Origin of the sequence: Cryptosporangium sp. NPDC048952 (genome assembly GCF_043197895.1) — a bacterium.
In the GTDB taxonomy this organism is placed as follows: Bacteria; Actinomycetota; Actinomycetes; order Mycobacteriales; family Cryptosporangiaceae; genus Cryptosporangium.
In genome coordinates this window covers 69,648-81,691 of the sequence record NZ_JBICTY010000011.1, presented here as the reverse complement: position 1 = coordinate 81,691, position 12,044 = coordinate 69,648, and the positions used below count along the sequence as shown (strand labels likewise).

Sequence of the window (12,044 nt, the reverse complement as noted above, 5' to 3'; positions counted from 1 at the left end):
ACGACCGAATGTCGAGAGTTTCCGGTCACTGACTTGCAGGAGTCAAACGCATGTTCGTAACATCAACTATGCGTGCGGTACATATGGAGAACGTGGACCTCAACCTGCTCAAGGCCCTGGCAGTGCTGCTCGAGGAGCGCCATGTGTCCCGCGCGGCGGCTCGGATGCACCTCACCCAATCGGCCATGAGCCGCACGCTCGCAAGGCTCCGCGAGACTTTCGGTGACGAGCTTCTGGTGCGGACCCAGGGCGGGTACGAGCTCACTCCGCGGGCTCGCGCCGTCCAGGACGAACTCGCTGTTCTCATGCCGCGGCTGCGCATGCTGATTCGGGGCAGCTCGTTCGATCCGTCGACTGCCACCGACACGGTCCGCATCGCCGGGTCGGACTACGCGGCCACCGTGATCGGCGACGAGTTGTTCCCCCGCTTCGTTCGCGAGGCACCACACATGTCACTCGTCGTGACGCCGGTCCTCCCCTCGACGTTCGCCGACCTCGACCAAGGCCGCGTCGATCTGGTCCTCACTCCGATCGATGCACCGGACCACCTCAACAAGCAGGAGCTGTTCTTCGAGGACTTCGTCTGTGCGCTCTCCCGTACGCACCCCATCACGGCGGCTCGATTGAGCATCGGGGATCTGGCTTCCTATCCGCTCGTGACGGTCGGCGGCATGAACACTCAACAGCGGCTGGTCACCCGCCAGCTCGAGCAGGCCGGCATCCGTCCGCAGGCCGGAATCACGGTGCCGTTCTTCAGCACCGCGGCTACAGCAGCCAAGGGCACGACCCTGATCGCCGTGCTACCGCGCCGACTCGCATGGCGCTATGCCGGTGAGGAGCTGCGGATCGCCGAAGCGCCACCCCAGATCGCCGGCATCAACTATCCGATGGTCTGGCATCCCAGAGTCACCGGCGATCCAGTCCATCAATGGGTCCGTTCGTTGGTCGCCATCGCGGGCGCCGCACTATCGGATACCCCAAACGCCATGCCGTAAGGCCACCGCAATGCCTGACCTCTGTCGCGGCGCTCGCCCAGACGCCCAGTTTGGCCCGCGGATGATGCAGCAGTTCAGCATAGTGCGAACGAACGATCGGCGTCGCTATGTAATCCGTCTGCTTTGCAGGTGCGCCGGGGCTCGCGCTCTCGCTGAGCTAGTTCGTCGTCGCAAACACAGGCGCCTCGGCTCGGCTTTCATCCCGGGTTGACAACTAATGCTGGCGGCTCGCCTCTTCTGGTGAATCGGCTCGACCAACGTCCGCGCAGCGCTAGCGAGATTCGGGGTGCGGAAAGTCCGTTGGCCTCGGTGTACACGTGTATGCATCTACCGGCCTGGCCGCGGCGTCGGGCCCGGCCAGCCGTTGATGGGCCGAGTGGGTGTCGGATCGAGAGGCTCAGTAGACGGGCCACGTGTCACTGCGCCCGAGTCCACGGCACGGATGATCGCACTTGCACGGCTGCGGGCATCCGAGCGAATGTCTTCTGCGATCAAGCCACAGTCCTGTTTCGGAGGGACCCATGGAGAGCGTGCGCGGGCTCGTTCGCCGCTTCCCGGTCTTGAGCTTCTTCACTCTCGCCTTCGGGCTGAGCTGGGTGGCGTGGACGCCGTACGTCTTCGGCAATACCGGCCTTGGCGTCGAGCCGGACTTCCACCTCCCGACGGGCCCAGCCGGTCAACTGGTCGGAATGCTTCCCGGCGCCTACCTGGGTCCGCTGACCGCGGCGTTCGTCGTCACCGCGCTCACCGAGGGCCGGGCCGGTCTGCGCAGTGGGCCAAGCGCCTGGTGCGGTGGCGGGTCGGCTGGGCTTGGTACCTCGCGATCGTCATCCTGGTGCCGGCGACGATCCTGCTTACGGGATTCGTGGTCCCTGGAGCTCTCGACGGCCTGACCGTTCCCAGCCTCACGGTGCTGGCCGCGTTCCTGCCGATGCTCGTCATTCAATTCCTTACCACCGCGACCGCCGAGGAGCCCGGCTGGCGTGACTTCGCCCTGCCCCGCCTGCAGCAGCAGTTCGGCCCGGTGCTCGGCACGAGCATCCTCGGCGTGCTCTGGGGCTGCTGGCACCTGCCGCTGTTTCTCACCGAATGGGGCGGCTACCCGGACATCACCTGGACCGACCCGGCCCTGTTCGTCGTCAGCTGCGTGCCGCTCAGCCTGGTGATGACCTGGATCTTCAACCGCACCGGGCAGAGCCTGCCGATCGTCATGGTCTTTCACGCCGCGATCAACACCACCTACTCCCTCGTGTGGCCGACCGTGTTCAACCACGCTCACCCAGGCCTCCGACACGCTGATCGTGAACCTGGTGGCCGGCATCGTCGCCGGGATCGTCCTGATCGTCGCCACCTGCGGCCAACTCGGCCTGTGGGTGCAGACCGAAGAGCACCCCGCGCAGACGGGAAAGCCGGACACCGACAACGCCTACACGCGGTGACCTTTGCTGCTGCCACCTCGCGACACACACCGCAGAGCCCACCACAAGACTAAGTTGTGAGTGTGACCTCACAATCACATGCTACGGTGGAAGCATGGTTACCAAGCCTTACGTCAGCGACCACTACACCCCAGTCCCCGACGAGATCACCGCGTTCGATTTGCCGGTACGCGGCGCCCTGCCGCCGGAGCTGCACGGCCGGTACCTGCGCAACGGACACAACCCGAAGCCCGGGATCACCCCGACGCACTGGTTCAAAGGCAGCGGGATGCTGCACGGCGTCGAGCTGGCCGGCGGCCGCGCGCGCTGGTACCGCAATCGCTGGGTCCGCACTCCCGCGCTCGACGGCGCACCACTGATGCGCGAGGACGGATCGCTCGACCTCACCGCCAGCGTGGCCGGTACCCATGTCATCGAGCACGGCGGCCGACTGCTGGCCTTACAGGAGGCCAACCTGCCGTTCGAGGTCACGCCCGAGCTGGAGACTGTGGGCGCGTTCGATTTCGCCGGCAAGCTGACGTCGGCGATGACCGCGCACCCGAAGGAAGACCCGGTCACGGGTGCGCTGTACTTCTTCAGCTACTCGCCGGTCCCGCCGTATCTCACCTACCTCGTCGCGGACGCGAAAGGCGACCTGGTGCGCGCCGAAATGGTCGACGGTGCGGGCCCGAGCCTCATGCACGACTTCGCGATCACCGAGACCAAAGTGATCTGGCTGGACCTGCCGGTGGTCTTCGACCCGGCCGAGCAGTCGGGCATCCCCTACCGGTGGCACGACGATTACCCGGCCCGTATCGGTGTCATGGATCGCGACGGGCATACCGACGTCACCTGGATCGATGTCGAGGCGTCCGCGGTGCTGCACACCACCAACGCCTACGACGGTCCCGACGGGACGGTGGTGCTGGAAGGTCCCCGCTACGACCGCGCGGGCTGGGAGACCTCCTGGAAGTGGTGGGCCGGTCTTCCGGGCTGCCCGGACGTCCCGGTCACCGGGGCGACCGCGACTCGCTGGGTGCTCGACCCCGTCCACCGGACTGCCTCCCGGACGGAGCTGGATTACCTGTCCACCGATTTTCCCACCATCAACCCCACGGTGCTCGGCCGGCCCAGCGCGTTCAGCTATCACGCCGCGTTCCCCGGCGCCGGTCTGCACGAGTACGCGCTGGTCAAACTCGACACGTCCACCGGCGAGCGGATCGTGAGCCCGTCCGGCCCGGGACGCCAGCCCGGCGAAGCCGTCTTCGTACCGGCGGAGAACGCCCGGAGCGAGGACGACGGCTATCTCCTCACGATCGTCAGCGATCTGCGGGCCGACGCCTCCGAACTGCTCGTTCTCCACGCCCGGGATCTGTCCCTGACCGCCGCGGTGACCCTGCCCCGGCGGGTGCCCAGCGGTATCCACGGCTCCTGGATCCCCGACGCCCGGCTGGGGTGAGCGGCCGATGACCACTCCAGTCGGAACGCGAGTGCCTGCGCGGGCCTGGGCCGTGCTGGCGATCCTGTCCACGGCCCAGTTCCTGGTCGTACTGAGCACCTCGATCGTCAACATCGCGCTCCCAGCCGTGCGCGACGGCATCGGACTGTCCGGCACAGCTCTGTCCTGGGTGGTGAACGCCTACGTCCTGGCGTTCGGCGCGCTGTTGTTGCCGGGCGGACGGATCGCCGACCTGGCCGGGCGGCGGCGGATCTTCCTCACCGGTGTCGGGGTGTTCACCGCGGCGGTCGTGGCCGCCGGGCTGGCCCCGAACGCCGCCGTGCTGATCAGCGCACGCGCCGTGCAGGGTCTGGCCGCCGCCCTCATCGCCCCGGCCGCCCTAGCTCTCACGCTCGGGGCGTTCCCGCCCGGGCGTGGCCGGGGTGTGGCGCTCGGGGTGTGGGGTGCGGTCTCGGGCGCCGGCGGTGCGGCGGGCGTGCTGCTGGGCGGTGTCCTCACCCAGTGGTGGGGGTGGCGGTCGATCTTTCTCGCCAGCGCTCCCCTGGCGATCGTGGTTCTCGTCGGCGCGCTGCTGATGGTGGCGGCAGACCGGCCCAAACCCGGCCGGCGTCTGGACGTGATCGGCACGATCACCCTCACCGCGGGTCTGCTCTCGCTCACCTACTCACTCACCACGCTGCGGACCGGAGGGGGCACAGTGCTCCCGCTGATCGCCGGTCTCCTGTTGCTGGGCGCCTTCGTCGCCCGGCAGCGCACCGCCACCGACCCCCTCGTGCCGCCGCGTGTTCTCGGCATCCGCACGGTCGCCGGGGCGAACGCGTCGATGCTGGTACTCGGCGCGATCTGGATCGGGCTGTTCTACTTCCTGCCGCTGTATCAGCAGCAGGTGCTGCACTACTCGCCGCTGGCCGCCGGCGTCAGCCAGCTGCCACTGGCGCTGATGGTCATGACCGGGTCAGCGGGCGCGCCCTGGCTGGCCGCCCGGCTCGGCCACCGCACCCCGCTGATCGGGGGTTTGCTCCTGCTCGCCGCGGGACTGTTCTGGCTCGCCCGCACTCCGCAACACGCCGCGGCGCTGCCGGATGTCATCGCTCCGACGCTGCTGATCGGCGCCGGGCTCGGCACGGCGTTCGTCGGGCTCACGACCCTCTCCACCGCCGGGGTGCCGGCAGCCGAGACGGGCGTGGCCAGCGGCCTGATCAACGCGACCCGGCAGGTCGGCGGTGCGCTCGGGCTCGCGCTCCTGATCGCCGTCAGCGGACCGGCCAGCGGCTACGGACACGCATTCGTCACCGCCGGCGTGCTCAGCGTCATCGCCGCCGGGCTGGGCGCCCTGGTCCAGCGGCCACCCGCGCGATAGATGACTACGGTAAGTGGGATGCCGCCCACCACCCGATCCACCGCCGCCGCCCGTCGAGGGGACGCCCTCGACGCGGCGGTGTCCGTCCTGGCCGACCGCGGCTACCACGGCGCCAGCGTGCAAGCGGTCGCACGCCAGGCCGGCATCTCCGAGCCCTACGTGTACCGGCTCTTCGGCAACCGCGAGCAACTGTTCACCGCCGCGATCGAGGAAGCCTTCCGGCTCATCCGCGAAGCGCTCGGCGCCGCTGCCGAGGAACGCCGCACTGACTCGACGGCCACACCGCAGGATCTGCTCGACGCCATGGCGCGCACCTACGCAGAGCTAATCACCGACAGCCGGCTACTGCGCGTCCAGCTCCACGCCCAAGCCGCCGCAGCCGCCGAGCCGGCCCTTCAACTGGTAGTCCGCGCCGCGTACCAGGCGCTGGTCAGCGACGTCCAGGCCTGGTCACAGGCCGACGACGAGGCCGTGCAGCTGTTCTTCGCCCGCGGCATGCTCTGCCACCTCGTAGTCTCCGTCGGTATCGCCGACGACACCGAACCGTGGGCTCACGCCCTCGCGCACAACATCCGCCACTGACACCCTGCCCCGCGCAAAGGCGGCGCACCCCTGCAATCGGTGACTAGCTGCGCTGCTCCACCGTGCAGGACAGCGGCCTCACCGGTCTCGTCGTGGACAGCACCGGGGCGAAGTTCGAACAGTGGTCCGGCCTCATGCGCCAGGTCGTGGCCGCCGCGCCGCAGGAGCCGGCCGTCCAGGAGGCACTGGACACGGCACGGGCGAGCTTGCGCAACGGTCTGAACCGCGCGGCCCGCCGGTTGGCGGAGATGGACGCGTTGCGGGAGGGCATCGACGCCGACCAGGCAGCCGACGTGCTGTTGTTCTTCCTCGGCAACTCGGCGTACTTCACACTGACCGACGAGTTGAACTGGCCGCTACCCCGATCACGCGAGTGGCTGCTGGAATTGGTCGAGACGATCCTTCGGTAGCAAGTCAGACCGGCCACGACCTCAGCGAACAGCGACGCCGGCGCGCGCGGCCAAGGCCTCCGAGGCGGCGACGAAGGCAGCGACCCGTCCCCGATCCAGCCCGAGGGAGGGCAGGATCGGGGGCGCCATTGCGGTTGAACATGGCACCGATGCGACCCTCGATGTCCGCGGACATCAGCAGCGGCGTGAGACGTCTGGCGTAAATGCTGGTGCTGGTGCCGAACGGTGCGAGGGCACCTCCCAGGAGCCGGTAGCGCAGAGTGTCCGGCCGATGAGACTGCTGCGGCTACCGGTCCGCACCAGGCCGGGTTCGAGACCGAAGACGTCCAGGTTCGGGTAGGCCGAGCCGTGTCGAGGACCAGCGCCTCGTTGGCAGCGACGGTGTTCATGTGCACGGATATGCTCCGGTACGACTTCTCGGCGATGAGGTCATCGGGCGCGCCGGGCGCACCGTGGCCGGGGCAACCAACGAGGAACATGCGAGCCTTCCAACTCGAGCCGGATCGTGCAGCTCCGAGCCTGCCGCCAATCGTCCGGACCATGACCAGGCGGTTCAGATAGTTGACGGCCAGGTCGCGTTCGATGCCTCCGGTGATCTCCTCCCGTCGCGGAGCAGCGATGATGCAGGTGGTGAAGACGACCAGGGCGAGAGTCTCGGCCGGCAACCGGTCGGCCACGTCCGCCGTTTCATGCAGGAGGGTGAGGGTAGCCGGCAGATATTCGACGCTGACCGTCGCCCGAAAATGGCTTCGAGCGAGCTTGGTCTCGTCCAGTGAAGAATCCAGGCGGTCCCGGAGATTGTTGATGAAGCGCGATAAGTCGCTGATCTGGCACTCGATGCCACCTGCCGAGCTCGACCTAACGAACGTCAAAGTGGCCCTGATCGGCGGCATCCAGTGGCATCGAACGGGCGTTCGGCGCCTGATCGGGGAGGCCGAGAATCCGGCTAAGCGCATGGCGGAAATGCGCCCAACACCCACCTGGCGTTCCCACCGAGTCGACGACACCGCAGCCTCTTCGGCGATCCACGGACGTATTACCCCAGCAATGGACACGCGCAGCACAGGAACCGATGGATCCCATGGGATCGACGCGGTTACCGGGCTTCAGGCGCGCCGAGGAGGATTCCGTCGGCCTCACACTTGGATGGATAGAGACCCAAGGTCTTCACGCTCCTGGGCATCACCGCTGCGGCGCCGATCCGCGGCTCACCTCGCGGAGTTATTGTTACCTTTCCCCATCTTCGGCGCAGTCCCGGCTATCGCCACCCACCGCACACGGTCCCTCTGGCCTCAGCGGCGGCCCTGCGTACCCAGACCGGAACACTCTTCGCCATCCCAGCCGCCAGGTCGGGCGCGGTATCGAACGACAGAGCCGATAGAACTCAGAATTCCCACAGACGGAGCTGACCTCGACGCGCGCCTCGACGACGACCGACACTTCGACGTCGTCACCCGGCCCGGTGGGTTCGCTGACACGATATCGATAACTCTCCGCAAGGGCTCCCGCTTAGACGTGGTAGCGACTGGGCGACGTCGTTGACAGCGCGTCGGCGCTCGACATATCGCACTCCGGGGGCCAATGCCGTCGCGGCGCCGGAAGTCACGAGAGCTCCCAGATGAACTCTTGAGAGAGACCGGTGGAGCGGTGCTGCCAGCATGCACGTGTCTCTCCGCGGGGCGCCCGGCCGACCTCTGACATCCGGAGAAGGGTCGGCACCTTCCCCGCTTGTTCGCCCTCTCGGCGGATGGGTTTCCCCGCAGGCCGGGCGCATCGCCTACGGCGCCATCGGCGCCGCCCGGATGCGTTCGGACCGTGGCCTGCTGTCGGGGCGTCCGCGGGTTCACGCCGGTGGACTTCCACGGCATGAACCCGCAGATCAGCGGATGGCGTCCATGGCGCGGTCCAGAATTTCGGGCAGGTTCTGCGGTTCATCGCTCGCGGTCCAGGCTGCGAGTGCCGCTTCGACGCAGCCTCGCGCCGCCCCGATCACCGCGTCGACTCGAGGATCCGAGGCTTCAGCGGGGTCGGCTCCGAGACGACGTGCGATCTCGGGCCGGAGCAACTGGTGCCAGCGCCCGTTCTTCTCCCGGTGGTGAGCGGCCAGCGCAGGCGTATTTACCATCAGGCGCGCGAGACGTCGGGTGCGCTCATCGTTGGCCTCGTACCGCGCGATGATCGGGTCGAGGGCTCGGCGCATCGCCACCCATGGCCCCTCCTCAGGGGGGCGAGCGAGCAGCGCTTCCAGTAGTCGTTCGCCGGCATCGGCTGTCTCGCCGAACAGAGCGTCATCTTTCGAAGGGAAGTACCGGAAGAAGGTGCTGCGCGAGATCTCCGCGGCCGCGCAGATGTCGTCCACTGTTGTTTCCTCGTAGCCGCGCTCGAGGACTAGATCCGCAGCGAGGTGGGCCACCTGGACCCGCACCGCTGCCCTTGCCCGCGATCGCGCCCCGCCCGTCGACCTCATCCTTCAGACGGTACTACACTCCACATATGAAACCCTGTCTCAATTAAGAGACTCAGTTCCACACTTGGCTCTAAGGCTGGAGCGTGTCATGAAACAGCAGAAAACGATCGTAATCACCGGGGCGAGCGACGGCATCGGCGCCGCCGCCGCCCGTCGGTTACACCGGGATGGTCACACCGTGGTCGTGGTCGGCCGGTCACCGGAGAAGACCCACGCGGTCGCCGCCGAGCTGGGCGTCGACGGTCATGTCGCCGACTTCACCTGCCTCGGCGACGTCGCGCGGCTCGCGGCCGACCTCACCGCCGCGTATCCGCGCATCGACGTGCTCGCCAACAATGCCGGTGGCGTGTTCGGTGACCCGACGAAGACCGTCGATGGCTTCGAGAAGACGTTCCAGATCAACCATCTCGCGCCGTTCCTGCTCACCCGCCTGCTACTCGACAGGCTCATCGCGTCCCAGGCCACCGTGCTCCAGACCTCGAGCACCGTGCGCTTCGCGGGAAAAGTCGATCTGCGGGACCTCGACAACGACGAACACTTCGACGCCGTGCACGCCTACGGCGCGGCCAAGCTGGAGAACATCCTGTTCACGAACGAACTGCATCGGCGCTATCACGCGAGCGGCATCTCGACGGCCTCCTTCTACCCCGGCAACGTCGCGACGAACTTCGGCTCGGACACCACGAGCGCGATCATCCGGTTCATTCGAGTTCTGGGGAGCAATCCGATCGGGCGGCGCGTTCTGCTCTCCACGCCCGAGCAGGGCGCCGACCAGCTGGTGTGGCTCGCCGAGGGCACTTCGGGAACGGACTGGCGGTCCGGCGACTACTACTTCCGGCGCAAACCCACGAAGCCACGCAATGCGCAGGCCTTCGACGACGACCTTGCCCGCGGATTATGGGAACGCTCCGAAGAGCTGCTCGCCGGACGCTTCCCGGCGTGAACAGGCCCCGACAAGGCGCACCGCAGCAGCAGCTCCCCAGCCGTTGAGTCAGGAAGTACTGATGAGCCCTGCGTCGAGCCGGGCTAGCGCAGCGTCGAAGAGCACCCTGTAACGCTGCAGAAAGCCCTCGGGCGAACCGTTTTCCGCACCGATCCACGCCGCCTGACCGACGCCGATAATGGCCCCGGCCACGGTGAGGACCTCGACGTCGGTTGAAGAACGGCGTAGTCGTTCGCCGACGAGGTCAGTGAGCAGTTCGAGCTTGCCGACCGTGCGCTGCTGCAGGGCGGCGCGCAGTTCCGGAACGGTGTGCAGCAACAGGTCGCGGTCGTGGATGCGGTCCTGCTCGGCGGGTGCGGCGGCATGGAGAGTGGCTCTCAGCGCGGATCGCATGGCCTGGACGGGTGACAGGTCAGACGGTTGGAGGCGATACGTGTCGGCGAACGCGGCGTCGAACACGTCGTCGATCACCACGTCGGCCTTGCCGGGGAAGTACCGGAAAAAGGTCATCCGCGAGATCTCGGCAGCCTCGGCGATCTGATCCACCGTCGTGACGTCGTACCCCTGGCTTCGGAAGAGGCGCAGAGCGGCCGCTTGGATCTCGGCGCGCATCCGGGCCTTCTTGCGCTCGCGCAGTCCCTGCGTGGGCGATCCGCCGGAAGCGGGCACGGAGCTCTCCTCCTGATGGCTCTCGCGGGTGGAGCTGCATCTTCCCACGGCGGGACCCCCTCGTTTGACGCGACTACTCGACACCGATAATCTGTTACTAGTAACAAAAAATACTAGTAACACTTCCTCGGACAGACGACGCCAGCAAGAGGTGGGACAGTGAACGCGGAGAGTACGAACACACACGAGCGGCTAGCGTATTGGGCCGCATCGGCAGGACTACCGGGCATTTTCCGATCGATCTTTGATGCCCAGGTGGCCAAGGTCTTCGGCTACATCGGACACGGCGGTGCCGAGTCGGGCGAAATTTTCGAGACCGTCAAGAGGATCGAGGACGGAGACTTCGAGAGCTGGGCCAAGGCCTGGGAGTTGACGGCGTCACGGGTCGAGGCGATCGCCCGCAGCAGCCTGCAGAAGGGACACCCGGTCAGCGCTCGCGCGGCGTTTCAGCGAGCGTCCTCCTACTGGCACGCGTCGGCGTTCTTCGGCACCCCCCTCGACCCGGAAAACCGACGGCGCCGCCTGGTGCAGCGAGACTGCTTCCGTGAGGCCGCCAAGTTATTCGATCCGCCGATCGAGATCTTGGAGATTCCCTACGAGGACGGCCGCACCCTGCCGGGCTACTTCCTCACGCCCAGCGCCAGCGGCGAGCGGCGGCGGCCGACGCTGCTGATCATGGGGGGTGGGGACACCAGCGGCGAGGAGCTGTACTACTGGGGAGACGGCGCGGCCGCGGTCGCCCGGGGTTACAACGCCCTCATTTTCGACTTCCCCGGCCAGCCCGGTGCTCTGACCCACGATCCGGAACTGTTCTTCCGATTCGATGTCGAAGTGCCGATCGGACGTGTCATCGACTATGCGTTGGCGCGGCCTGACGTCGATCCCGACCGGCTCGCGATCATCGGGCACAGCTACGGCGGTTACGCCGTTCCCCGCGCCGCCGCGTTCGACCAGCGGATCAAGGCCGCGATCGCGTTCACCTCGGTGCCCGACGCCCGGGCCGGATGGCTGGAGGCGCTCGGCCTCGACCCGAGCGAGCCCTATCCGCGCGATCTGGAATCGACGCTGGGAAACAACAGCGTGGTGCGCTGGCTCAGCGGAGGAATCCAGGTGTCGCACGGCTACGCCGGACGCCCGCTGGCCGAGTGGCTCGATTACACCGGGCTGTTCACCGTCGAAGGACTCGAGGATCGAATCACCTGCCCCTACCTTAATATCGGCAGCAGCGGTGAGGGCGCGGGTATGCGCGCCCGCGCTCAGGCGTTTTACGAGAAGCTGACCTCTCCGAAGATGGACCGGCTCATCACCGCGGAGGAGGGCGGGGAAGCCCACTGCGGCCTTAACAACCCCAGCCTCAAAGCCCAAATCGAGTTCGATTGGCTCGACGAGGTGTTCGGCCTTGCCGCACCGCCCGTCAGGCCGGCGCCACGCTGAGCGACGCCAGCCGGACCCCACGCAGGCACCGAGTACCTCCCTCGGGGGAGCGCGAGCTGTCGCACCTCCTCGGGGGTAGCGACAACTACCGCAGTGGGGCGAAGACGTCCGTGGAATCGCGATGAAAAATACTCCCGGGACGGCGGTCCGCGTCGCAGAGCAGCGCCAACCGCATCAAGGCACGGTGCGGCGACGAGCGCTTCTCAGACGACGGATGTGGCGTTACCAACTCAATAGAGACGGAGCCACGCTCGTGCGCGAAAGCGGGGAGATGAGTGGAGACAGGACACTACGCCCGACGACCTCG

11 protein-coding genes are annotated in these 12,044 nt (G+C 67.3%); 9 read left to right on the top strand and 2 right to left on the bottom strand.

Features of this window, described 5'->3' with window-relative positions; genetic code table 11:
- The first annotated feature begins 68 nt into the window (after positions 1 to 68).
- The 7 genes from ACGFY5_RS43010 (at position 69) to ACGFY5_RS42980 (ending at position 6,224) form a co-directional block, all read left to right on the top strand.
- Positions 69 to 995, top strand: coding sequence for a LysR family transcriptional regulator (locus ACGFY5_RS43010; protein WP_392730598.1), 927 nt, complete (start codon positions 69 to 71; stop codon positions 993 to 995).
- Positions 996 to 1,516: 521 nt separating this feature from the next.
- The gene (locus ACGFY5_RS43005) at positions 1,517 to 1,888 is read left to right on the top strand and encodes a hypothetical protein (protein ID WP_392730596.1); all 372 of its coding nucleotides are present in this window, start codon (positions 1,517 to 1,519) and stop codon (positions 1,886 to 1,888) included.
- Positions 1,831 to 2,487, top strand: a complete 657-nt coding sequence (locus ACGFY5_RS43000) for a CPBP family intramembrane glutamic endopeptidase (RefSeq protein ID WP_392730593.1) — start codon at positions 1,831 to 1,833, stop codon at positions 2,485 to 2,487. The genes ACGFY5_RS43005 and ACGFY5_RS43000 overlap by 58 nt, the downstream gene beginning before the upstream one ends.
- Before the next feature lie 41 nt (positions 2,488 to 2,528).
- Complete coding sequence (locus tag ACGFY5_RS42995; RefSeq protein WP_392730590.1) at positions 2,529 to 3,872, top strand: carotenoid oxygenase family protein; 1,344 nt, start codon at positions 2,529 to 2,531, stop codon at positions 3,870 to 3,872.
- A gap of 7 nt (positions 3,873 to 3,879) precedes the next feature.
- Complete coding sequence (locus ACGFY5_RS42990; RefSeq protein ID WP_392730587.1) at positions 3,880 to 5,232, top strand: MFS transporter; 1,353 nt, start codon at positions 3,880 to 3,882, stop codon at positions 5,230 to 5,232.
- 18 nt (positions 5,233 to 5,250) lie between these two features.
- A complete protein-coding gene (locus ACGFY5_RS42985; RefSeq protein ID WP_392730584.1) occupies positions 5,251 to 5,814 on the top strand; it encodes a TetR/AcrR family transcriptional regulator in 564 nt (187 codons plus the stop codon).
- 62 nt (positions 5,815 to 5,876) lie between these two features.
- On the top strand, positions 5,877 to 6,224 hold the full coding sequence (locus ACGFY5_RS42980; RefSeq protein ID WP_392730581.1) for a hypothetical protein: 348 nt from the start codon (positions 5,877 to 5,879) through the stop codon (positions 6,222 to 6,224).
- Between the two features lie 1,879 nt (positions 6,225 to 8,103).
- Here the strand turns inward: ACGFY5_RS42980 and ACGFY5_RS42975 are convergent.
- A complete protein-coding gene (locus ACGFY5_RS42975) occupies positions 8,104 to 8,691 on the bottom strand; it encodes a TetR family transcriptional regulator (protein ID WP_392730579.1) in 588 nt (195 codons plus the stop codon).
- Positions 8,692 to 8,779: 88 nt separating this feature from the next.
- On the opposite strand from ACGFY5_RS42975, the gene ACGFY5_RS42970 reads away from it, so the two are divergent.
- A complete protein-coding gene (locus tag ACGFY5_RS42970; protein ID WP_392730576.1) occupies positions 8,780 to 9,634 on the top strand; it encodes an SDR family NAD(P)-dependent oxidoreductase in 855 nt (284 codons plus the stop codon).
- Between the two features lie 48 nt (positions 9,635 to 9,682).
- Here ACGFY5_RS42970 and ACGFY5_RS42965 read toward each other — a convergent pair whose 3' ends face one another.
- A complete protein-coding gene (locus ACGFY5_RS42965; protein WP_392730574.1) occupies positions 9,683 to 10,303 on the bottom strand; it encodes a TetR family transcriptional regulator in 621 nt (206 codons plus the stop codon).
- A 255-nt stretch (positions 10,304 to 10,558) separates the two neighbouring features.
- On the opposite strand from ACGFY5_RS42965, the gene ACGFY5_RS42960 reads away from it, so the two are divergent.
- Complete coding sequence (locus tag ACGFY5_RS42960) at positions 10,559 to 11,737, top strand: alpha/beta hydrolase family protein (RefSeq protein WP_392730571.1); 1,179 nt, start codon at positions 10,559 to 10,561, stop codon at positions 11,735 to 11,737.
- Positions 11,738 to 12,044 lie beyond the last annotated feature (307 nt).